This is a genomic window from Kluyvera huaxiensis (genome assembly GCF_040149365.1).
In the GTDB taxonomy this organism is placed as follows: domain Bacteria; phylum Pseudomonadota; class Gammaproteobacteria; order Enterobacterales; family Enterobacteriaceae; genus Kluyvera; species Kluyvera intermedia_A.
The window spans coordinates 206063-227332 of sequence record NZ_JBEFLV010000003.1 but is presented as its reverse complement, the minus strand read 5'-3'; the positions used below and the strand labels follow the sequence as shown (position 1 = coordinate 227332).

Annotated in this window: 21 protein-coding genes; 11 read left to right on the top strand and 10 right to left on the bottom strand. The window is 54.9% G+C overall.

The window, feature by feature from the left end:
• Positions 1-10: 10 nt before the first annotated feature.
• Together nfsA and ABOC97_RS05015 are read right to left on the bottom strand one after the other, a co-directional pair.
• Positions 11-733, bottom strand: a complete 723-nt coding sequence (nfsA, locus tag ABOC97_RS05020) for an oxygen-insensitive NADPH nitroreductase (RefSeq protein WP_349594742.1) — start codon at positions 731-733, stop codon at positions 11-13.
• Entirely contained in the window at positions 717-995 is a 279-nt protein-coding gene (locus tag ABOC97_RS05015; RefSeq protein ID WP_349594739.1) for a YbjC family protein, read from the bottom strand. Before ABOC97_RS05015 ends, nfsA begins: the two co-directional genes overlap by 17 nt.
• 323 nt (positions 996-1318) lie before the next feature.
• On the opposite strand from ABOC97_RS05015, the gene ABOC97_RS05010 reads away from it, so the two are divergent.
• Positions 1319-1582 (top strand): GrxA family glutaredoxin, encoded by a 264-nt coding sequence (locus ABOC97_RS05010; RefSeq protein WP_052284291.1) that lies wholly within the window; start codon positions 1319-1321, stop codon positions 1580-1582.
• A gap of 21 nt (positions 1583-1603) precedes the next feature.
• On the opposite strand, the gene ABOC97_RS05005 is transcribed toward ABOC97_RS05010, so the two are convergent.
• Positions 1604-1990, bottom strand: coding sequence for an inner membrane protein YbjM (locus ABOC97_RS05005; RefSeq protein WP_234504828.1), 387 nt, complete (start codon positions 1988-1990; stop codon positions 1604-1606).
• 275 nt (positions 1991-2265) lie between these two features.
• On the opposite strand from ABOC97_RS05005, the gene ABOC97_RS05000 reads away from it, so the two are divergent.
• Positions 2266-3954: an aspartate:alanine antiporter gene (locus ABOC97_RS05000; protein WP_234504829.1), complete on the top strand. Its 1689-nt coding sequence runs from the start codon at positions 2266-2268 to the stop codon at positions 3952-3954.
• Between the two features lie 195 nt (positions 3955-4149).
• On the opposite strand, the gene ABOC97_RS04995 is transcribed toward ABOC97_RS05000, so the two are convergent.
• Positions 4150-4536 carry a GFA family protein gene (locus tag ABOC97_RS04995; protein ID WP_349594735.1) on the bottom strand — a complete coding sequence of 129 codons (387 nt, stop codon included), beginning with the start codon at positions 4534-4536 and terminating at the stop codon, positions 4150-4152.
• A 42-nt stretch (positions 4537-4578) separates the two neighbouring features.
• The gene (locus ABOC97_RS04990) at positions 4579-5127 is read right to left on the bottom strand and encodes a TetR/AcrR family transcriptional regulator (RefSeq protein ID WP_349594732.1); all 549 of its coding nucleotides are present in this window, start codon (positions 5125-5127) and stop codon (positions 4579-4581) included.
• Positions 5128-5208: 81 nt separating this feature from the next.
• On the opposite strand from ABOC97_RS04990, the gene ABOC97_RS04985 reads away from it, so the two are divergent.
• Positions 5209-6411: an MFS transporter gene (locus ABOC97_RS04985; RefSeq protein WP_349594729.1), complete on the top strand. Its 1203-nt coding sequence runs from the start codon at positions 5209-5211 to the stop codon at positions 6409-6411.
• Complete coding sequence (locus ABOC97_RS04980) at positions 6411-7223, top strand: Cof-type HAD-IIB family hydrolase (protein ID WP_349594727.1); 813 nt, start codon at positions 6411-6413, stop codon at positions 7221-7223. Before ABOC97_RS04985 ends, ABOC97_RS04980 begins: the two co-directional genes overlap by 1 nt.
• Before the next feature lie 54 nt (positions 7224-7277).
• Here the strand turns inward: ABOC97_RS04980 and ABOC97_RS04975 are convergent, their stop codons facing one another.
• The gene (locus tag ABOC97_RS04975; RefSeq protein ID WP_349594725.1) at positions 7278-8513 is read right to left on the bottom strand and encodes an MFS transporter; all 1236 of its coding nucleotides are present in this window, start codon (positions 8511-8513) and stop codon (positions 7278-7280) included.
• Positions 8514-8786: 273 nt separating this feature from the next.
• Here ABOC97_RS04975 and ybjG point away from each other — a divergent pair, with 273 nt between their 5' ends.
• Both ybjG and deoR read left to right on the top strand, forming a co-directional pair.
• On the top strand, positions 8787-9395 hold the full coding sequence (gene ybjG / locus ABOC97_RS04970; RefSeq protein ID WP_349594723.1) for an undecaprenyl-diphosphate phosphatase: 609 nt from the start codon (positions 8787-8789) through the stop codon (positions 9393-9395).
• A gap of 70 nt (positions 9396-9465) precedes the next feature.
• Positions 9466-10224: a DNA-binding transcriptional repressor DeoR gene (gene deoR / locus ABOC97_RS04965; RefSeq protein ID WP_234504841.1), complete on the top strand. Its 759-nt coding sequence runs from the start codon at positions 9466-9468 to the stop codon at positions 10222-10224.
• A 7-nt stretch (positions 10225-10231) separates the two neighbouring features.
• Here deoR and dacC read toward each other — a convergent pair whose 3' ends face one another.
• Positions 10232-11434, bottom strand: a complete 1203-nt coding sequence (gene dacC / locus ABOC97_RS04960; RefSeq protein ID WP_349594721.1) for a serine-type D-Ala-D-Ala carboxypeptidase — start codon at positions 11432-11434, stop codon at positions 10232-10234.
• Between the two features lie 233 nt (positions 11435-11667).
• Between dacC and ABOC97_RS04955 the strand changes: the two genes are divergently transcribed.
• A complete protein-coding gene (locus tag ABOC97_RS04955; RefSeq protein ID WP_349594719.1) occupies positions 11668-12288 on the top strand; it encodes a glutathione S-transferase family protein in 621 nt (206 codons plus the stop codon).
• Between the two features lie 5 nt (positions 12289-12293).
• Here ABOC97_RS04955 and ABOC97_RS04950 read toward each other — a convergent pair whose 3' ends face one another.
• A complete protein-coding gene (locus ABOC97_RS04950) occupies positions 12294-13304 on the bottom strand; it encodes a LacI family DNA-binding transcriptional regulator (RefSeq protein WP_349594717.1) in 1011 nt (336 codons plus the stop codon).
• 143 nt (positions 13305-13447) lie between these two features.
• Here ABOC97_RS04950 and ABOC97_RS04945 point away from each other — a divergent pair, with 143 nt between their 5' ends.
• Positions 13448-14527, top strand: coding sequence for a cellulase family glycosylhydrolase (locus ABOC97_RS04945; RefSeq protein WP_349594715.1), 1080 nt, complete (start codon positions 13448-13450; stop codon positions 14525-14527).
• Between the two features lie 25 nt (positions 14528-14552).
• Positions 14553-15839 carry an ABC transporter substrate-binding protein gene (locus ABOC97_RS04940; protein ID WP_349594713.1) on the top strand — a complete coding sequence of 429 codons (1287 nt, stop codon included), beginning with the start codon at positions 14553-14555 and terminating at the stop codon, positions 15837-15839.
• 91 nt (positions 15840-15930) lie between these two features.
• Here ABOC97_RS04940 and ABOC97_RS04935 read toward each other — a convergent pair whose 3' ends face one another.
• Positions 15931-17979 carry a beta-galactosidase gene (locus tag ABOC97_RS04935; RefSeq protein ID WP_349594711.1) on the bottom strand — a complete coding sequence of 683 codons (2049 nt, stop codon included), beginning with the start codon at positions 17977-17979 and terminating at the stop codon, positions 15931-15933.
• Positions 17980-18211: 232 nt separating this feature from the next.
• Here ABOC97_RS04935 and ABOC97_RS04930 point away from each other — a divergent pair, with 232 nt between their 5' ends.
• A complete protein-coding gene (locus tag ABOC97_RS04930) occupies positions 18212-19294 on the top strand; it encodes a LacI family DNA-binding transcriptional regulator (RefSeq protein ID WP_349594709.1) in 1083 nt (360 codons plus the stop codon).
• A 254-nt stretch (positions 19295-19548) separates the two neighbouring features.
• Entirely contained in the window at positions 19549-20790 is a 1242-nt protein-coding gene (locus ABOC97_RS04925; RefSeq protein ID WP_349594954.1) for an oligosaccharide MFS transporter, read from the top strand.
• A gap of 31 nt (positions 20791-20821) precedes the next feature.
• Here the strand turns inward: ABOC97_RS04925 and ABOC97_RS04920 are convergent, their stop codons facing one another.
• Positions 20822-21205, bottom strand: coding sequence for a biofilm formation regulator BssR (locus ABOC97_RS04920; protein WP_349594708.1), 384 nt, complete (start codon positions 21203-21205; stop codon positions 20822-20824).
• Between the last annotated feature and the right edge of the window lie 65 nt (positions 21206-21270).

Here is a 21270-nt window from a genome sequence, read left to right as displayed (position 1 = left end):
TCGTCATTAATCAGCGTGTTGCCCATCCCTGCTGATGCAGGTAGTCGAGAATAAACGGCCGATTTTCTTTAATCAGCGTCCGGCGGATATGGTCGCTCCAGGTATCGCGGCGCGCGTTGGTACTACGTGACAGATAATACTGCGCCAGCTGTTCATCGTAGCGCTCGAGTTCCACCTTATCGAGAGGCTGATAGTGGTTTTCATGTACCAGCAGCGTGGCAGGCAGGCGCGGTTTGAGATCCGGTTGGCTAGCAGGCCAGCCGAGGCACAGCCCAAACAGCGGCAGCACGTGTTTTGGCAGCCCAAGGAGATCCGTAACCGACTGAATATTGTTACGCAGTCCGCCAATATAAACCCCGCCAAGGCCCAATGACTCGGCGGCAGTTAGGGCGTTTTGGGCCATTAAAGAAGTATCAACCACGCCTAACAACAGCTGTTCGGCCAACCCCAGCTGCGCATCCGGGCAGATAGCCAGGTGGCGGTTAAAATCGGCGCAGAACACCCAGAACTCTGCCGCTTGAGCTACGTGGGCCTGGCCACCTGTTAATTCCACCAGCTGCGCGCGCATGGCAGTATCCGTGATACGAATGATTGAGGTGCACTGCAAAAAGCTCGAGCTTGACGTGGCCTGCGCGCTGGCGATTATCGCGTTGCGCTGCTCGTCGGTGATAGGCTCGCCGGTAAACTGGCGAATAGAGCGGTGGTTAAGCAGAACCTCAATGGTCGGAGTCATCTTTTTTTTCCTTATCTTGCGGCAGGTTGGAATTCATCAACTGCGGGGCGACGGCGCGGGCAATGCCCCAGAAAAGCACCGCCGCTGCGGGCAGCATCAGTGCAATACCGACGAAAATCATCACCACCGCCGCCAGTTGGCTGGCAAAGGGATCGGGCAGCGTGACGTACTGATTCAGCGACAACCATGCCGCCGCCAGCACCACCATGCCAATCGCTTCGAGTATCAACACGCTTTTCGGGAGTGCTCCGAGCGAACGCATACTTCTTCTCCTGTAAACCGGTACCATCTGACACATCCGCACACGGTTGTCGGATGGCGGCTTCGCCTTATCCGACCTACAAAGACAGCCATACCGCGACATACGCCCCGTAGGTCAGATACGCGCAGCGCCATCTGACACATACACGCACGCTATTGACCACGAGTATAACGGCAAGCCCGCAAAAAATATTTAGCCAAACATAGCCTGGATGAATCGTAACAACAGGCAGAACCTTCTTTCCCGTTTATCGATAGCGGGGCATGATAAGCGCCATTCGCCGACAGGCACATTGATTAGTCCGCTCGTTTAAGGAGAGACATATGTTTACCGTAATTTTTGGTCGTCCTGGCTGCCCGTACTGTGTTCGTGCAAAAGAGCTGGCGGAAAAACTGACTCAGGAACGCGACGATTTTAACTACCGCTACGTCGATATTCATGCAGAAGGTATCACCAAAGCCGATCTGGAAAAAACGGTGGGTAAACCGGTTGAGACCGTGCCACAGATTTTTGTCGATCAGCAGCACATCGGCGGGTGTACAGATTTTGAAGCCTGGGCAAAAGAAAACCTCGGCCTGTTTGCTTAATATTGATTTTAACGCCCGCTTCTATAGCGGGCGTTTTCCTTCCCGGCGCTTGTCACCCAGCAACGAGCTAACGAACAAAAAGCACAGCGCACCCAGCGCGCACCAAAAGATAGCGCTGAATAGCCAGGCCAGTTCCTGCCACATTGAACGGTCGCTAACGAAGAAAATACGCGTCAACATAAGACACAGCGGTGCGGCGAGAATCGCCCCCAGCAGCGGACGCAGTACTCGACGGCGCGAAGAGATAAAACTGGAAACCACCCCAGGGATCAGAAAAAACAGCAGACCCAGTTCAGGCGTACCTGACGAGCGAAAAGCGCCCTTCATGTGCAGAACCAGGGAACAAAAGACCACTATAAATAAAATGAAGCAGCAAATTACGCCAACCCAACCGCGTTCAGTTTTCACACGCATCTCCTGAAAAATCTCTCTATCGAAATCCAGACTTCGTCTTTTCAGACGCCCAGTCAGATAAAGTCACTGGCTTTCCATGCCAAAACACTTCTGTGCTAAAAGCGATTGTTGCTAGCCGTAGCTGTCAGGAACGATTAAACTATCGTCCGCTATTTTCTGGTTATTCTTCGGGTACAGGATAGCAGCACATAAGCCATAACCCTTGGTCAACAGTAGACCAAATAGCCATTCCTTTCAACACGTTACTGGTAAACAATAAGTTAGACTCCGTGAATATAAACGTCGCAGATTTGTTAAACGGGAATTACATCCTGTTATTATTCGTGGTATTAGCGCTAGGGCTTTGTCTTGGCAAATTACGTTTGGGCTCAATCCAACTAGGTAATTCCATTGGCGTTTTGGTGGTTTCTCTCTTATTAGGACAGCAACACTTCAGTATTAACACTGAAGCGCTCAACCTGGGCTTTATGCTGTTTATTTTTTGCGTGGGCGTAGAAGCCGGACCAAACTTTTTTTCTATTTTCTTCCGCGACGGCAAGAATTATCTGATGCTCGGTTTGGTGATGGTTGGCAGCGCGCTGCTGATTGCCCTCGGGCTCGGGAAGTTGTTTGGCTGGGACATCGGCCTGACGGCCGGTCTGCTGGCAGGCTCCATGACCTCAACGCCGGTACTGGTTGGCGCTGGCGATACGCTACGCCACTCCGGTATGGAAGCGGGCCTGCTGGCGCAAGCGCAGGATCATCTGAGCCTCGGCTACGCGTTAACCTACCTGATTGGTCTGGTTAGCCTGATTGTTGCCGCTCGCTATATGCCAAAATTCCAGCATCAGGATCTGCAGACCAGCGCCCAGCAAATCGCTCGCGAGCGCGGTCTGGATACCGATACCAATCGTAAAGTCTATCTACCGGTTATCCGCGCCTACCGCGTGGGGCCGGAACTGGTCGCCTGGGCCGACGGTAAAAACCTGCGCGAGCTGGGCATCTATCGCCAGACCGGTTGCTATATCGAACGTATCCGTCGTAACGGCATTCTCGCTAACCCAGACGGCGATGCGGTGCTGCAAATGGGCGATGAGATTTCGCTGGTTGGCTACCCGGACGCTCATGCGCGTCTCGACCCGAGCTTCCGTAACGGTAAAGAAGTCTTCGACCGCGATCTGCTGGATATGCGCATCGTCACCGAAGAGATTGTGGTCAAAAACCACAATGTCGTTGGTCGTCGCCTGGCGCAGCTCAAGCTGACCGACCACGGCTGCTTCCTGAACCGAGTGATCCGCAGCCAGATTGAGATGCCGATTGACGACAATATCGTGCTCAACAAAGGCGATGTACTGCAGGTAAGCGGCGATGCGCGCCGTGTGAAAACCGTCGCCGACCGTATCGGCTTCGTCTCCATTCACAGCCAGGTCACTGACCTGCTGGCCTTCTGTTCCTTCTTTATCGTTGGCCTGATGATCGGCATGATCACCTTCCAGTTCAGCAACTTTAATTTCGGCGTCGGCAACGCAGCGGGCCTGCTGTTCGCCGGTATCATGCTGGGCTTCCTGCGTGCCAACCACCCAACCTTCGGCTACATCCCACAGGGTGCGCTGAATATGGTGAAAGAGTTTGGCCTGATGGTGTTTATGGCTGGCGTCGGCTTAAGCGCCGGTAGCGGAATTGGCAATGGCCTTGGTGTAGTCGGTGGACAGATGCTGGTCGCCGGGCTATTCGTCAGCCTGATCCCGGTTGTCATCTGTTTCCTGTTTGGTGCCTACATCCTGCGCATGAACCGCGCGCTGCTGTTCGGGGCCATTATGGGCGCCCGTACCTGCGCACCAGCCATGGAAATTATCAGCGACACCGCACGCAGTAACATTCCTGCGCTCGGCTACGCGGGTACTTACGCCATCGCTAACGTATTGTTAACGCTCGCAGGTACGCTGATTATCATCATCTGGCCTGGGCTCGGCGGCTAGCCCGAGCCGAAGGGAAACAAAGAAAAGAAAATTATTTTTGCGCAACGCAGAACTTTTTGACCAGGCGCAAGTCTTAATTAGTGCCACTGCTTTTCTTTGATGTCCCCATTTTGTGGAGCCCATCAACCCCGCCATCTTTGGTTCAAGGTTGATGGGTTTTTTGTTGCCTGAAATCCGGTAATACTCGATTAGCCCTCACTCCCCATCCGGCAAAACCTCGCGCCACCACTGCGGTTTCATATCCTCGAAGGCATGAAAATCAGGAGCAAATGCGGCGCTCTGATTTTGGTCAAACACGCCGCTCAGCAACGCGATCACCGGGCCGTCATCAATCGCCCCCAGCGAGCTGCCGCATTGCGGGCAGAAGGCGCGGCTGGAAACGTCAGATGAACGCCAGGTGGCAGGCCGCCCGCCCTCTCCCGTCCACTGGACATCGTCGGCGGCGAACTCGAGCCACACCACGGTCTGGCCGCCGGTATGTTTTTGGCAGATATCGCAAGAGCAGCTGTGGGCGTTGGTGGGATTCATGGCAGTGAAGGTGATGCGGCCGCACAGGCAGCCGCCGGATAATGCTGTCGTCATCGCAAGGCCTCGGCAAAAGAGTTTGCCTAAGCGTATACGCTTTTAGCCACTCTCTCCCGCAATCCGCCCTACCATTTTTCGGATCTCCTCACGCGCGAGCGGCTGGCGGTCGGTGACAAAATGCAGCGTCATCCCCTCGATAAAGGCGTCGAGCGCGCGGGCGGTGGCGGGGTCGAACCACTGTTCCAGCGTCTGCTGGCTGCGGTGCATCCAGTTTTGCATCACTGCTTTCAGCGTTGGCGTGCTGCTGGCGAGCGCATAGAGCTGATACATCAGCGTCATGTTTTTCGGGGTGGTGACCTGGCTACTGAAAATAAGCTCAGCCACCGCATCGCAGGCACTATCAACGGTGGTGACGCCAGCAAAAAATGCCGTGTACTCTTCCGACATGCGCGCGGTAAAGGTGCCGAAAGCTTCGCCTAATAGTGCCTCGATACCCGTAAAATAGTAGGTCATTGAGCCCAGCGGGACATCGGCACAGCTGGCGATTTTTCGGTGCGTCACCGCGCTAATCCCATGGATAGCGATAGTTTCAAGGGTCGCATCAATAATACGTGCGCGGCGCAGTGGGTCATTCGGTCGACGAGCCATAACTCTCCTCACTCAAGTTATGTACAAATGTACACAACCTTGTTAGTGTTGTCTGCACACTTTCCGACCCGACTCGAATGGATGACAACGTTAACCTCCCGTAAAGCCCTGCAACTGCGCATGTGGGCACTCTTTATGTTCTTCTTTTTACCCGGTTTATTAATGGCCTCCTGGGCTACTCGTACCCCGGCTATCCGCGATATTTTGTCGGTCTCCACCGCAGAAATGGGTATCGTGCTGTTTGGCCTGTCGATTGGTTCAATGAGCGGCATCCTCTGTTCGTCCTTCTTAGTGAAACGATTCGGTACCCGCGCCGTCATCCGCACCACCATGTCATGCGCCTTAGTGGGCATGATGATCCTAAGCCTGGCGCTGTACCTAAGCTCCGCGTGGGTCTTTGCCATTGGTCTGGCGATATTCGGCGCTAGCTTCGGCTCAGCGGAAGTCGCGATTAACGTCGAGGGCGCGGCGGTTGAGCGTGAAATGAAAAAAACCGTGCTGCCGATGATGCATGGCTTTTACAGCTTAGGTACGCTGGTCGGCGCGGGCGTCGGCATGGCGGTAACGGCTTTTGGCCTGCCGGCAATGTGGCATATTCTGGTCGCGGCGCTGGTGGGTATTGCCCCCATTGCTATCGCTATCAAAGCCATTCCGGACGGTACCGGGCGCAACGAGGCTGAGAATGCACAGCACCAGGAAAAAGGCCTGCCTTTCTGGCGCGATGGGCAACTGATGCTGATTGGCGTGGTGGTGCTGGCGATGGCCTTTGCCGAAGGCTCCGCTAATGACTGGCTGCCGCTGCTGATGGTCGATGGCCACGGCTTTAGCCCCACCTCCGGCTCACTGATTTATACTGGCTTCACGCTAGGCATGACGGTTGGTCGCTTTACCGGCGGCTGGTTTATTGACCGCTACAGTCGCGTCACCGTGGTCCGCGCCAGTGCGCTGATGGGCGCATTGGGCATTGCCCTGATAATCTTTGTCGACAGCCCCTGGGTTGCGGGGGTGTCGGTAATTCTGTGGGGTCTGGGCGCATCGCTTGGTTTCCCGCTGACCATTTCCGCCGCCAGCGATACCGGCCCGGATGCCCCTACCCGCGTGAGCGTTGTTGCCACCACCGGGTATCTGGCGTTCCTGGTTGGGCCGCCGCTGCTCGGCTTCCTCGGCGAACATTACGGTCTGCGTAGCGCAATGCTGGCCGTACTGGCGCTGGTTCTGATTGCCGCGATAGTCGCGAAAGCGGTGGCTAAACCCGAGCCCCGCGTTGTAATGGAGAGTCAATAATGAGCGTTAAACTGATCGCTGTAGACATGGATGGCACCTTCCTGAACGATAAGAAAACCTACAACCGCGAGCGTTTTCGCCAGCAGTATCAGCAGATGAAAGAGCAGCAGATCCGTTTCGTGGTCGCCAGCGGTAATCAGTATTACCAGCTTGCCTCCTTCTTCCCGGAAATTGTCGAGGAGATTGCCTTCGTGGCCGAAAACGGGGGCTGGGTTCGCGACGAGGGTAAAGATGTCTATAACTGTTCCATGCCGCGCGACCACTTCCAACAGATTGTCGATTTCCTGCTGACCCGCCCGGAGATTGAGATTATTGTCTGCGGTAAAGCCAGCGCCTATACGCTAAAAAGCTATGACCCGGGCTTTCATAATATTGCGGTGCATTACTATCACCGTATTGAGTTGGTGGATAGCTTCGACAATATCGATGACACCATTTTGAAATTCGCCCTGAATATTCCGGATGATAAAGTCCCGCAAATGCAGGCGATGTTGGATGAGAAGCTCGGCCATCTGCTGACGGCGGTGACCACCGGTCACGGCAGTATTGACCTGATTATCCCTGGCGTGCACAAAGCTCACGGCCTGCGTTTACTGCAGGATCGCTGGGGCATTGCCGATGATGAAGTGGTCGCTTTCGGCGACAGCGGAAATGACATTGAAATGGTGAAACAGGCCGGATACGGCTTTGCGATGGCTAACGCCGCCGAGGCGGTAAAAGCGGTCGCCGGTTATCATGCGCCGCACAATAATGAAGAAGGCGTACTCGCGATAATTGACAAGGCGTTGAAGGGCGAAGCGCCATTTGCCTGAATGAACATCGGGCTACATTCTCAGTAGCCCGATTATGCGCAGCGCCTGCCGGAATTACTCCGGCTGTAAGCCGCTGCCCACCGTTTTGTCGCGCAGGAACATCACCACCAGCCCCAGCCACAGCACGCCGCCCGCCAGATTAAACAGGCTGAACATACCAATGCCACCCAGCTGATAGCTGTGCTTGCTCAGCTCAATGCCCACCGTGAAGATAAGCATTTGCAGCATCCCCATCGCCGCCGAGACCGTGCCTTTACTCATGTCGCTCGCAAACAGCGTCAGGCGCACCAGCCCCGCGTTCGCAAGGCCAATCCCAAAAGCGTAGAAACTTAATCCCGCCGTCATCCACAGATAGGCGTGAGAAGAGACTACCGTCGCTGCCGCCGCCAATACCAGACCGAACATAATCGGGTAGCCACCGGCAATAATCAGCGCGCGCACCGTACGGCGTGAGGTCAGCCGCGCCAGTACCAGATTACCGAGGATCAACGCGCCAAAAATCGGCACCTGCAGCAAACCATATTCATAGCTGCTGGCTTTCTCGCCGCTAATAATGATTACCGGCGACTGGGCAATCCACGCCAGCAACGGCAAGCTAACAAAACCCGTCGCCAGCGCACCGGCCACAAAGCGGCCATTTTTCAGCACTTCGCGATAATCGCGGCCCAGCGCTTTTAGCGACAGAGACTCACCCATACGGGTCGCCGTTTCGGGCATCGATTTAAATAGACCGACATAAGAGATGGCTGCCAGCAGGGCAAACAGCACAAACATGCTCTCCCAGCGTGCGAGGTGGATCCACGCGGCTCCCACCAGCGGCCCTAACAGTGGCGCAATCAGCGCAACGTTGGCCATCAGCGCCGTTATCTTGATACAGGTTGCTTCATCAAACGACTCCTGAATCGCCGCGTAGCCTACCGCGCCGATAAAGCACAGGCTCACCCCCTGTAAAAAACGCAGGAAGGTAAACTGTTCGATGTTTTGTACCAGCAGCGTCGCCAGACAGGTGACGATAAACCAGATAACCCCGGTGAGCATCACTGGACGACGACCAATACGGTCCGACAGCGGCCCCAGCAGCCATTGCAGGAACATGCCGCCCGCCAGATACGCGGTCATGGAGGTTGGAACCCACTCGTCGCCCGCGTTAAATTCTTTCACGACCGCCAGCATACCCGGCTGAATCATATCGTTGGCTATATAGGTGGAAAACTCATAGAGCACGAGGCAAAGCGGGAACAGAATCGCCTTACGCCCCAAGCGTTTCCGGGAAGAGGTGGAAGTATCCATTTGACTCGCATCCATAATAAAAACGCGCAAGTTTAATCAATGCACGGTAGGGGTGATAGTTAATTATCACGCAGCTTAACGATTTCGCACAAATTGATGTCGTTAAGAATTGCTTAAGGTTGTGCGCGTTATACTCTACGCCGCTTATTGCGCCGCCTTAATTTCCAGATACTTGTACGCCGGAAGCCGGATTCAGACAATGCCGCTTTACCGTTCAGGATTGGTTTTTTAAGCTGGCTGTCATAAAACCGTCATCTACGAAGCCGGAACGTTATGCTGGAAAATCTTAATAACACGCTGTTTTTAATGATCAACGCCACCCCTGCCTCAGCGCAATGGGAGATTTCGCTGGCGACATTTTTAGCAAAGGACCTGATTCTTATCGTTCCCCTGCTGGCCGCCGCCATGTGGTTATGGGGAGAACGTCGACAGGTTCACGCGCAGCGTCATCTGGTGGTCAAGGTGGCGCTGGCCATTGCCGTCAGCCTGACTCTCTCCTGGACGATGGGCCAGCTGTTCCCGCATGAACGGCCGTTTGTCGCCAATATCGGCTATAACTTCCTGCACCACTCTGCGGATAACTCTTTCCCAAGCGATCACGGCACGGTGATTTTCACCTTCGCACTGGCGTTCTTGTTCTGGCACCGCCTATGGTCCGGCTTGGTATTAATGGCCATCGGGGTTGCGATTGCCTGGTCACGCGTTTATCTCGGTGTGCACTGGCCGATGGATATGCTCGGCGGCTTCCTGTGTGGCGTTGTTGGCTGCATGGTGGCGCAAATCCTGTGGCTGTTCGTGGGTGCCAGCGTCTTCCCACGACTTCAGCAGGCTTATCGTCTAATTTTCTCGCTACCGATTCGTAAAGGCTGGGTGCGTGACTAGCCCTTCACTCGCAGGTAAAATAACGCGTTGACCCCGGAATCCTTGCCGGGGCATTTCCGCTAGAGGATCTATGGAAACACGACGCGACGAACGAATTGGCCAACTGATTCAGGCCCTCAAACGCAGCGATAAGCTGCATTTAAAAGAAGCGGCCGCGCTGCTTGGCGTTTCCGAAATGACGATTCGTCGCGACCTCAACAGCGAAAGTGGCCCGGTTGTGCTGCTTGGCGGCTATGTAGTGCTGGAGCCGCGCAGCGTGCCTCACTATCTGTTAAGCGATCAGAAAACCCGTTTGGTCGATGAAAAGAAGCTGGCCGCTCGTCACGCAGCGAAGCTGCTCAAAGCACATCAGATGGCCTTTTTCGATTGCGGCACCACCACGCCGTGGATTATTGACGCCATTGATAACGACCTGCCGTTTACCGCCGTCTGCTATTCGCTCAATACCTTCCTCGCACTTCAGGACAAACCCAATTGTCGCCCGATTCTGTGCGGCGGCGAGTTTCACGCCAGCAATGCCATATTTAAGCCCATTAGCGAGCAGGATACGCTGTCGCACCTGTGCCCGGATATCGCGTTTTATTCCGCAGCGGGGATCGATATTGAGATGGGGGCAACCTGTTTTAATCTCGAAGAGCTGCCGTTGAAGCATTGGGCGATGCGCCAGGCGCGCTATCATGTGCTGGTGGCGGACCATAGCAAGTTTGGCAAAGTGCGCCCGGCCCGCATGGGCGATTTAACGCGCTTTGATGTGATTGCCAGCGACACCTGCCCGGATGACGAACTGGTGGCACTGGCAAAACAGCAGCAAATCTCGCTGCTGTATTAAGACGTTATCAGGAGAACCAGCCGCCGAACCACTCGTGGAACTTCATCAGCACGAAGTCCATCATGCGGCTAAAGAATCCGCCCTCTTCGACCGCTTCCATGACGATCAGCGGACGCTGTTCGATGGTTTTATCGTTGAGTTTGAAATCGATGGTGCCCACCACCTGCCCTTTGGTCAACGGCGCGGTCAGCTGCGGCTGCGTTAAGGTATAGCTGGCTTTCAGGTTCTTCAGTTGCCCACGAGGGATAGTCACCGACCCGGCTTCCCCGGCACCCAGCTTCGCTTCGCTGGAATCACCGTACCAGACGCGCTGGCTGATAAAGGTGGCATCCGGTTTAATTGGGGTCACGGTTTCATAGAAACGGAAGCCCCAGGTCAGCAGCTTTTCCGACTCGTTAAAACGCACGCGGTCGCTTTTGGTTCCCAGCACCACCGCAATCAGGCGCATATCGCCCTGGGTTGCGGATGACACCAGGTTGTAACCTGCCCCCGCCGTGGTCCCGGTTTTCACGCCGTCAACGTTCAGATTAGAGCTCCACAGCAGACGGTTGCGGTTAGGCTGGCGAATGTTGTTGAAGGTGAACTCTTTCTCTTTGTGTACCGCGTACTCTTCGGGCACATCGTGAATCATCGCTCGCGTCAGCAGCGCCATATCGCGCGCGGTACTGAACTGCCCTGGCGCATCCAGGCCATGAACGGTTTTGAAGGTGGTATTGGTCAGGCCGATTTTTTGCGCGTAGCCATTCATCAGGCTCACGAATGAATCCTGGCTGCCGGCAACGTAGTCGGCAATGGCGATGCTGGCATCGTTGCCCGACTGAATGATCACCCCTTTGTTGAGGTTCTCTACCGAAACCTGCTCGCCCGGCTTCAGGAACATCACCGAAGAACCGCGCAGCGCCGGGTTACCGGTGGCCCAGGCATCACGACCAATCGTGACCATATCCGGGAGCTTAATTTTTCCTGCTTTAAGCGCCTGGCCGACCACATAGCTGGTCATAATTTTCGTCAGACTCGCCGGATCGAGCTTCTCGTCCGCATTGCCCTCGGTCAGCACTTTACCGCTGGCATAATCCATCAAAATAAAGGCACGAGCATCAATCGATGGCGCATCAGGGAGCTGATCCGCCGCCTGCACCGCCGGTGCGACTACCAGTAAAAGCGCAGAGCCTGCCAACAGGCTCCGAAAGGCGTTAGTGTTACACATCATAAAAGCCACCCAAGTATCCATTCCCAAAAACACGCCGCAACAGCAACCGTACTGCATCAGGCGGTGAGTAATAACGTAGAAACTCTCTTAAAGAAACAGTGAGTTGGTAAAGTTTTTTAAGTTTACGCAAGATCCCCGCGTTGTGCTTAAAACCTGACATTTTTTTTGATCGTGATTGCGTAACCGTTAACTTTCGCTCACAGTTAATTTCCGCTAAACAATCAGGAGTGGTTATGGTTACGCTGTGGGGACGCAATAATTCAACGAACGTGAAGAAAGTACGCTGGACGCTGGCCGAGCTGGCAGTGCCGTATGAGCAGATTATGGCAGGTCAGGGATTCGGGGTGAACCACGACGCGGCCTATCTGGCGCTAAACCCAAACGGTCTGGTACCGATGCTCAAAGACGGCGATGACGTGCTGTGGGAATCAAACTCCATCGTCCGCTATCTGGCGGCGCAGTACGGTGCCGAGACGTTATGGCAGGCCGTCCCTATCCAGCGGGCGAAAAGTGAGAAATGGATGGATTGGGCCAATGAAACCCTGTCGCCAGTGCATCGCAAAATTCTGATAGGGCTAGTCAGAACGCCGGTAGAAAAACGTAATATGGCAGAAATTGAAGCGGCCATGGTCGCCTGCGAACCATTGTTCGAAATTCTGGATAATACGCTGGCGACGCAAACCTGGCTTTCCGGCGACAGCTTCGGCGTCGGTGATATTGCCGTGGCACCGTTTGTCTATAACCTGCTGGAAACGGTGAAAACCTGGCAGCCACGGCCGAATCTGGCACGCTGGTATCAGCAGCTTGCCGACCGCCCTGCCTTCCGCGAAGTGGTGATGATCCCAGTTTCTTGATCCCTTCAGGTGCGCAGGCTGCTGCCGCGCACCTGCAGTTTCCCTACCAGCCGAATGTGCGCCGATGTATCGTCGCCATCACATAAATAACTCACCGCCATCCTCCCCAACTCATTATAAGCCAGCTGCACGCTGGTTAGCGCAGGCGTCAACTGATGCGCAATCCGCTGATCATCATAGCCGCACACCAGCACATCGTCGGGAATCGAAATATTCAGCGTAGCCAGCGCCTGATAGCAGCCGAGGGTCATCCAGTCGCTGGCGCAGAAAATGGCCTGCGGTGGCTGCGGTAAACGCATCAGTTCCAGCGTGGCGTTGAAAGTGGCATTCAGCGACCAGTCGGTCTGCTTGATAAGCGTTTCATCGATTTCGATACCGGCCTGCTGGAGCGTTTGTCGATAGCCTTCCAGGCGCAGCACGCTGGCGTCCATCCATTCGTCGCCCATGATATGCGCGATACGAGTGACTCCCTGCGAAAGCAGATGACTAACAATCTGGCAGGCGTTGGCGCGATCGTCCGGGAGGAAGGTCGGCAACAGCGGCCTGTTGGGGTCGTACTGATTGAGCAGCACCACCGGTTTTTTCAACAAAGATTCAAACGGAGAAAAGTCAAACGCGCGGGTTACCGGGCTTGCCAAAATCACCCCTGCGCAGTTGCGGCTATCGAGCTGACGCAGAATTTGCTCGGCCATCTGCATATCGTCGCCGTAGTCGTAGACGGTCAGCAGCATATCCCGCTGCCAGGCGGTGCTGCTGGCTTCGCTGATGGCATCGATAAACGGGTCATAGTTCGGCACGCCACACAGCAGCAGAGCAATTTCCTCCTGCCCGTCCGGGCGATGAGGCACGATAATCTTCTGATATCCCAGCGCCGAGGCGGCGGCGTAGACCCGCTCGCGCGTCGCGTCGCTCAGGCGAATGGCCCGGCTATTATTGAGTACCAGCGAGACCGTGGCCTGAGAAACACCGGCTTCCCTGGCGATATCACTCATCGTTATCTTATTTTTTTTCGGCATGTTTGCTCCTTGTCGCAGCGACTATAGCACAGATATCCGGGGCTTTTTTTGTGAACAACCCGGCATATTGACCGCGTGGTGATTGCGTATTGCTCAATGGATAATAAATATTAGCTAATAATTATTAGCAATGGAGACCCCTTATGCACTCGCAATGGAGCGAATCACAGGCTCAGGCCTGGTACCAACAACACGGCTGGGCTTGCGGTTTTAACTATCTTCCGCGCAGCGCGGTGAACTGGACCGAGATGTGGCAGGCCGACACCTTTGACGTCGCCACCATCGACCAGGAATTGGCGTGGGCGCATGACTACGGCTACAACGCCCTACGCACCAATCTGCCGTTTATCGTCTGGGAGGCCGACCGCGATGGGCTGCTCAGCCGTATTAATACCTTCCTGGCGCTGGCAGAAAAACACCAGATTCAGGTGATGTTGACGCTGATGGACGACTGCGGTTTCTCCGGCGATGAGCCGTACCTGGGGCCGCAAAAACCGCCGCGCGATGGCGTGCATAACAGCCAGGCCGCCGCCAGCCCCGGTCGTGCGATAGTGATGGACACGAGCCAATGGCCACGTATTGAAAGCTACGTTCGTGACGTGCTGACACAGTTCAAAAACGATCCGCGAATTACCATCTGGGATCTCTATAACGAGCCAGGCAACCGCGGGATCAACCTCTCCCCGACGGAATCCATGGAGTATGACGAAGCGCTGGAGATCTTCGCGCTGGAGTTGATGATTGCCACCTTCGGCTGGGCGCGTGACGTCGGCCCGAGTCAGCCGCTGACCGTCGGTGCCTGGCATATCGACCATCAACAATACGGCACGCTGGAGCACCCTATCGATGTCGCAGCGCTCAACCTTTCCGACATTATTAGTTACCACAACTACAACAACGCTGCTCGCCAGCTCGGTGTGCTGGAAAACCTGGCCCAGCGTAATCGTCCGGTACTGTGCACCGAGTGGCTGGCTCGCCATATGGGCTGCGGGTTTAGCGAGCAGCTTCCGTTGTTTTGCGCCTTTGATACCGGCTGCTACCAATGGGGGCTGGTACAGGGCAAAACCCAGACCTGGATCCCGTGGACCAGCGTCAATAAAGACCATCCCTCTCCACAGTCGCTCTGGTTCCATGATGTTCTGACGCCAGAGGGCAAGCCGTGGTGCGAGCAGGAAATGCAGCTGGTGAACAGTCTGACCCACTACCGTCAGCATCACCGCTAGTCGTTGTTACACGGAGGATTCATCCATGAAAAAGTCGATTTTGTTCCTGCTTGCCTGTTGCAGTTTCGGTGCGATGCCTATCGCGCACAGCGCCGATCAGGTGGAACTCCGTTTTGCCTGGTGGGGCGGCAAAGCCCGTAACCAGGCAACCTTAAAGGCGCTGGAAGCCTTTGAAGCCCAATATCCCAACATTAAGGTGAAAGCCGAATACACCGGTTGGGATGGTTTTTACTCGCGCCTGACCACGCAGATCAACAGCAATACCGAAGCCGATGTAATACAAACTAACTGGAACTGGCTCACCCTGCTGTCAAAAACCGGCGACGGCTTTTACGATCTCAATAAGCTCAGCCAGCCGATTGGCCTTGATCAGTACACTCCGGAAGCACTGGCCAGCACGACGGTCAATGGCAAGGTCAACGCCATCCCTATTTCCGCCAACGTAATGCTGTTCTATTACAATGCGGCGACGTGGAAAAAAGCGGGGGTTGAACTGCCGAAAACCTGGGATGAGCTGTTAAAAGCCGGCCCGGTGTTTAAAGAAAAGCTTGGCGATAACTATTTCCCGCTGATCCTCACCGAGCAAGATTCGCTGCTGTTGCTCAACTCCTACATCTATCAGGGCAACCAAAAGCCCATGGTCGATGAGAAAGCCCGTAAGCTTGGCTGGAATCATAGCGATCTGGTTGAAGCATTTACCTTCTACCGCAAGATGGTCGACGCCCACGCGGTACCGGATGCCAGAACCCTGGCGTCATTTGGTAAGGGCGTGGCCTATGAGATGAAGCCGTGGATCAACGGCGAATGGGGCGGCGTGTATAACTGGAACGTGCTGTACACCGCCGAATCGCAGAATCTAGCCCATCCATCGGACCTGGTCATGGGGCCGTATCCAATGCGCGAAGGGGCTAAAGACGCCGGGCAGTTCCACAAAACGGCGCTGATGTACTCAGTGAGCAAAAATACCCGCCATCCGCAGGAAGCCGCCATGTTGATTAATTTCCTGACCAGTGTGCAAGAAGGCGTGGTGCCGGTTGCGCTGGAACGCGGCGTGCCATTGAGCAAATCAGGGGAGAAAATCCTGCGCGACGCGGGCCTGCTGACCGATAGCGATCCGGTTATTTCTGGGCTGCTTCAGTCCGCATCGCTACCGAATAAATCGAAGGCGCAGCCATATCTCGAGGATCCGCAGTTTGGCGCCCTGTTTACCGCCGCGTTGCAGAGTATTGATTACGGTAAGGCAACGATTGATCAGGCCGCTACCGAATTTGAGGAACAGGCCAACCGTATTTTGCGGCGCATTATGCGTTAGCCGGCAGCTTCTCCCGGCGGCGCTTCGCTTGGCCGGGCTACGGTTCGATTGTAGCCCGGCCAAGCGAAGCGCCGCCGGGAATACACCAAACCTACAATGCTCTGACCAACACTTCACATCCCCAAGGTGCCAGCGCCAGCTGTTTCTCTACCTTCTCGCCGGACACCGCATTGTGGAAAATCTCCGCCAGCCCTATCGACTGCTCGCTATCGGTATAGTTTTGCACAAACACCCACTCCCATTCCCCGTCGGTACGCCGTGTCGCGATGACCCCGGTCGGCAGCTCAGCCTCCAGAGCGCGCGGCAGTTTTAAGGCTTTCGTCAGCATACCGGCAAAGGCCTGATGGAAGGCATCATCATTGCGCGAGGCAATATAAAACGCTTTACCCTGGCCCACGCGATGCTGGGTCAGCGCCGGATAACCGGCGTAAAAGTCTTCGCTGTAGCACGCCAACACCTCAGCCCCTTCCGGATGAATCACTTCGCACAGTTCGCGGGCGCGCCAACTGCCTTGCAGGCCGCTATCCGGCAGCGCCTCGACGCCATTGCTTTGCTCATCGGTCAGGCTATCAATCTCCTCGGCCCATACGCCAAGCAGCGGACGTAATGGCCCGGGGAAACCGCCGAGATGGCAAAGATCGCTCTCGTTGACGATCCCGGTCCAGTAGGTTGCGACAAAATAGCCGCCAGCGCGCACAAATGCTTCCGCCCGCTCGGCAAAGCCCTCGCGCACCATATAAAGCATTGGCGCAATCACCAGCTCATAACCGCTGAGATCGCTATCGGCGTTAATCATATCGACCGCAATCCCCTGCTCCCAGAACGGACGGTAGTGATCGACCACCGTTTGTTCATAGTGCATGCCGCAGTTGCGCGGTCCCGCGGCATCATTCACCGCCCAGCGGTTTTCCCAATCGAAGATAATCGCCACCTTCGCCTGCGTTTTGCTGCCCACCAGCGGGTTTAACGCCGCGAGCATTTCCCCCAGTCGTGAGACTTCACGTCCGGTACGGGTATTGAGATGACCGACATGATCGATAACCGAGCCGTGGAATTTTTCAATCGCCCCACGGCTTTTACGCCACTGGAAATACTGCACCGCGTCGGCACCGTGGGCAACGGCCTGTAATGACGAGAGAATATGCATTCCCGGCTTTTTAAGCTTACTGGTCGGCTGCCAGCAGGTTTGACCCGGAGAGGACTCCATCAGCACAAACGGTTTGCCCTTTAGCGTGCGCATCAGGTCATGGTACATCGCCGTTTTACAGGCCACCGCGCGTTCGTCTTCCTGCTTGTGCCACATCGGATAGCTGTCCCAGCTGACAAAATCGACCACATCTTTTAGCTGCCAGTAGTCGTAATCATTGAAATACCACATGAAATTAGTGGTCGCCGGCAGTTCCGGGCGCTCCTCTTTCAACGGCGCGACTTCGGTCTGGTAAAATGCTTTCACCTGCGAGGTAACAAAACGCCGCCAGTCGAGATTAAGCCCGTGATTTGACGTCTCCCCCTGCGGGGCGGGTGACTCGATTTGTGACCAGTCGCTGTAGGTGTGGCTCCAGAATCCGGTCCACCAGGCATGGTTGAGCGCATCCAGCGTTTGATATCGCGCCTGTAACCAAAGACGGAAATCCTGCTGGCAGCGATCGCAATGACACTCGCCGCCGTATTCATTGCTGATATGCCAGCCCAATACCGCGGGATGATGGGCATAGCGTTGCGCCAGTTTCTGGTTTATCAACGTCACTTTTTGCTGGTAAACCGGTGATGAGAGACAGTGATTATGCCGACCTCCGTGCAACGCTTTAACGCGCGCCGCGCTAACGCGTAGGGTTTCCGGATATCGCGCTGCCAGCCACGCCGGTTTGCCGCCGCTGGGGGTTGCCAGAAAAACGGAAATCCCGCCTTCATGGAGTTTATCCAGCACGCTATCCATCCAGCCGAAGGTAAACTCGCCCTCGGTAGGCTCCAGCGCCGACCAGCTAAAAATCCCCACCGACATGATGTTACAGCCCGCCTGCTGCATCATGGCGATATCCTGCTCCAGGATCCCCGGCACGTGTAACCATTGCTCCGGATTGTAGTCCGCACCGTGCAGAAGCCAGGGGGCGGCGGGATTTATTGGCAAATGCTTGTCCATGTCGGTTCCCTTATGTCACATAAAGACAAAAAATGTTATTCGTTCACAATAACGCTTTTTCTACGCGCCTTCCCCCTATAGCCGCAACCCATGGCGGCTGAAAATGTGATCACCCACGCGTTTTAGGCGATTTATCGGACAAATTGTCCACCACCGCCCGCCTGGCGCGTGCTTAAGTGACACGTCCAACAATCGCTCGGGTATACTGGAACAAATTTTTGATGGGGCGAGTATGAAAACCAAAGCAGCAACTCTCGCGGATGTGGCGCGTCACGCCAATGTGTCGTACCAAACGGTCTCCCGCGTTCTCAACAATTCCGCCAACGTATCGGCGAAAACGCGTAAGAAAATCGAACTGGCCATTGCCGAACTAAAGTACGTGCCGAACCGCGTCGCCCAGCAGCTGGTGGGCAAAGAGAGTAAAACGCTGGGGTTAGTCACCACCTCGCTGGCGCTACATGCGCCGTCGCAAATTGCCGCGGCGGTCAAGAAATACGCCGGTGAACAAGGCTATCAGGTGCTGATTTCAATGATTGATGACGGCAGCGATAGCAGCATCCAATATGCTATCAACGAGCTGAAGTCCCAGCGGGTGGAGCGTGTCATCATCAACGCCCCGCTGGAGACGCCGGTGGCGGAAAGCCTGGTCGATGAGAACCCGGACGTGCAGTGTTTGTTTCTCGACGTCGATCCCTACAGTTCCGTTTTTAACGTTACCTTTAACCCAGCCGAAGGCGCGCGAGCCAGCGTAAAATACCTCTACGACCTCGGTCATCGTCAGTTCTGCCTGCTCTCCGGCCCGGAAAATTCAGTGCCCGCCCGCCTGCGTTTAAACACCTGGCGGGATACGCTTGCCTCCTACCAGCTCAACCCGTTGGCGGTACACCATGGCCAGTGGGACGCGCAAAGCGGCTATCTGGCTACGTTGCAAATGCTACGAGAAACCCCGCAGGCCACCGCTCTGCTGATTGCCAATGACCAAATGGCGCTTGGAGCGCTAAGCGCGCTGCATCAGCAAAAACGCAAAATCCCGCAGGATATTTCGCTAATTGGCTATGACGATACCTACGAGAGCGCATTCTTCGAACCGGCGTTGACCACCGTAGCGATCGATTTTGATTTACAAGGAAAAATGGCGGTACAGCAACTGCTCCAGTCGATGGAGTCACCGCTAGCATCACGCGCTTCGACGATCCTGCCGAGCCGTCTGGTGGTACGAAACTCAGCGGGACCGCTGCATAACCATGAGACCGATCTGCTGAGTATTGCCGATCAACTCCGATCGCTGGCGGATAAACTGACGCCAAAGATATAAAAAAGTCATACGCTCTCAAAAATCAATAAGTGATCGTTATCGCTAATCTCAGCTAAACACCAGACACATTTGTGAAACAAATCACAATTAGTCGCCATGAGCATTGCTTGCTCATGGCGTTCAGATGTCAGATTAAAACAGAAATTGTTAACGTATGACATTTTTACAACGAGACATACCAAAACAATATTCAGTGGGCACGGGCAATTGCCATGTGCCAGGGGGATGGCCTGATATTTGATGAGGATGTGGCGATGCTACTACCCGGCAAACGTAATTATATTCTGCTCAGCATATTCGATTTTCTGTACCTTTTCGCCTGGTCAGCAACCATGGCGTTCTTTGTTATCTGGACCACGCAGCATCTAGGGATCAGCGCGACGCAAACCGGGCTTCTCTACGCTACCAACGCCTTTATCGCCCTGCTGATGCAGCCATTCTTTGGCTTTATTTCCGATAAGTTCGGCCTGAAAAAGCAGCTTATCTGGATTATCCTCGCCCTCCTGCTACCGGTTGGCCCGTTCTTTATCTACGTTTATGCCCCGTTGCTGGTGCACAGTTTCTGGCTCGGCGCGATCCTCGGCGGGATTTACCTCGGCATCATCTTTAACTCCGGCTGCGGCGTTATTGATTCGTACATCGATAAAATCTCCCGTCGCTATAGCTTTGAATATGGCCGGGTGCGCATGTGGGGTTCACTGGGTTGGGCGGCAGCGGCGTGGATCGTCGGTAAATATATCGACACCCTGCCTAACCTCTCTTTCTGGCTGGCGAGCTGCGCGATTATCGTAGCGGCACTGTGTTTTATGATGACCAAAATCGAGCTGACCGATGCGGAAATCCAGAAGACCAGTTCGCTGAAAGCCATCCATGCGCTGGAACTGGCGAAGAACGGCCAGTTCTGGATGCTGCTGATCTTCACTCTGTTCGTGACGCAAATTTACGACACCTACGATCAACAGTTCGCCCAGTATTTCTCGATGCAGTTCCCAACCAAAGAAGAAGGCAACCATTGGTACGGAATTCTGGCCTCTATCCAGGTGTGCGGCGAGACGCTGTTCCTGTGTCTGATGCCGTGGTTCGTTAACCGTACCGGGGCCAAATGGGCGCTGGTGATTGCCGGGACGATTATGTCCGTGCGTATCGCCGGTTCCGCCATCCAACTTGGGCCGGTATGGATTGCGGCTGTCAAAATGCTGCACGCCATCGAAAAACCGCTGATTCTGGTGTCGGTGTTTAAATTCATCTCCGCCAATTTCGACAACAAACTGCTGTCAACGGTCTACCTGCTGGTGCTGTTCGTGGCCTCTATCGCCACCGCCATCTATTCACCGGTTGCCGGTTATCTGTATGACACCATTGGTTTTGCCGACACCTACCTGATTCTGGGTGCGATTGCCGGATTCTTTACCCTCGTGTCAGCCTTTACGCTGCGAGATGCACGGGTAGATAAACCCGCCGCGCCCCAGCCACAGGGGTCAACGATCGCGGGATAAAAATGACAGGGGGACGAATGTCCCCCTGATTTCAGGCGTGAGTCACGGACGACTCAGCATCCAGCTTCTGAATACTTTTGGTCAACGCCGCCAGGCAGCGATCCAGAGTCACTACGTTAACCGCAATATAAGACGGGCAGTCGTAGCGCCCGCTCATCAGGCAGACTGCCGCTGAAGCAATAGCCTCGCCCGCCTGCCGAAAAATTTCCAGTTCCGTCGGTGAACTACAGAATTTTAGCGGTATGGCGCTATCCCGTAATTCACTACACAAATCGAGCAGGTTAGTACGCAGATGATCGTTTTCACCGACTGACATATATCCCTTGGCCTTTCTCAGCTGCAAATAAGCATTAAGATCCTTTCGCGCGTTGATGAGCTGACCCAGCCGTTGGCGTTTCAGTTTGCTTTCCGTCATGCATTTACCTCCCTTGCCACCCATTGGCATTCTCATTATGCGGTTACTAAACGAGCAACGTGCTG

What these genes read in the sequence shown, in the direction of transcription:
- nfsA (WP_349594742.1), bottom strand. Translation starts at nt 733, where the DNA reads ATGACTCCGACCATTGAGGTTCTGCTTAACCACCGCTCTATTCGCCAG.
- ABOC97_RS05015 (WP_349594739.1), bottom strand. Translation starts at nt 995, where the DNA reads ATGCGTTCGCTCGGAGCACTCCCGAAAAGCGTGTTGATACTCGAAGCG.
- ABOC97_RS05010 (WP_052284291.1), top strand. Translation starts at nt 1,319, where the DNA reads ATGTTTACCGTAATTTTTGGTCGTCCTGGCTGCCCGTACTGTGTTCGT.
- ABOC97_RS04995 (WP_349594735.1), bottom strand. Translation starts at nt 4,536, where the DNA reads ATGACGACAGCATTATCCGGCGGCTGCCTGTGCGGCCGCATCACCTTC.
- ABOC97_RS04990 (WP_349594732.1), bottom strand. Translation starts at nt 5,127, where the DNA reads ATGGCTCGTCGACCGAATGACCCACTGCGCCGCGCACGTATTATTGAT.
- ABOC97_RS04985 (WP_349594729.1), top strand. Translation starts at nt 5,209, where the DNA reads ATGACAACGTTAACCTCCCGTAAAGCCCTGCAACTGCGCATGTGGGCA.
- ABOC97_RS04980 (WP_349594727.1), top strand. Translation starts at nt 6,411, where the DNA reads ATGAGCGTTAAACTGATCGCTGTAGACATGGATGGCACCTTCCTGAAC.
- ABOC97_RS04975 (WP_349594725.1), bottom strand. Translation starts at nt 8,513, where the DNA reads ATGGATACTTCCACCTCTTCCCGGAAACGCTTGGGGCGTAAGGCGATT.
- ybjG (WP_349594723.1), top strand. Translation starts at nt 8,787, where the DNA reads ATGCTGGAAAATCTTAATAACACGCTGTTTTTAATGATCAACGCCACC.
- deoR (WP_234504841.1), top strand. Translation starts at nt 9,466, where the DNA reads ATGGAAACACGACGCGACGAACGAATTGGCCAACTGATTCAGGCCCTC.
- dacC (WP_349594721.1), bottom strand. Translation starts at nt 11,434, where the DNA reads ATGATGTGTAACACTAACGCCTTTCGGAGCCTGTTGGCAGGCTCTGCG.
- ABOC97_RS04955 (WP_349594719.1), top strand. Translation starts at nt 11,668, where the DNA reads ATGGTTACGCTGTGGGGACGCAATAATTCAACGAACGTGAAGAAAGTA.
- ABOC97_RS04950 (WP_349594717.1), bottom strand. Translation starts at nt 13,304, where the DNA reads ATGCCGAAAAAAAATAAGATAACGATGAGTGATATCGCCAGGGAAGCC.
- ABOC97_RS04945 (WP_349594715.1), top strand. Translation starts at nt 13,448, where the DNA reads ATGCACTCGCAATGGAGCGAATCACAGGCTCAGGCCTGGTACCAACAA.
- ABOC97_RS04940 (WP_349594713.1), top strand. Translation starts at nt 14,553, where the DNA reads ATGAAAAAGTCGATTTTGTTCCTGCTTGCCTGTTGCAGTTTCGGTGCG.
- ABOC97_RS04935 (WP_349594711.1), bottom strand. Translation starts at nt 17,979, where the DNA reads ATGGACAAGCATTTGCCAATAAATCCCGCCGCCCCCTGGCTTCTGCAC.
- ABOC97_RS04930 (WP_349594709.1), top strand. Translation starts at nt 18,212, where the DNA reads ATGAAAACCAAAGCAGCAACTCTCGCGGATGTGGCGCGTCACGCCAAT.
- ABOC97_RS04925 (WP_349594954.1), top strand. Translation starts at nt 19,549, where the DNA reads ATGCTACTACCCGGCAAACGTAATTATATTCTGCTCAGCATATTCGAT.
- ABOC97_RS04920 (WP_349594708.1), bottom strand. Translation starts at nt 21,205, where the DNA reads ATGACGGAAAGCAAACTGAAACGCCAACGGCTGGGTCAGCTCATCAAC.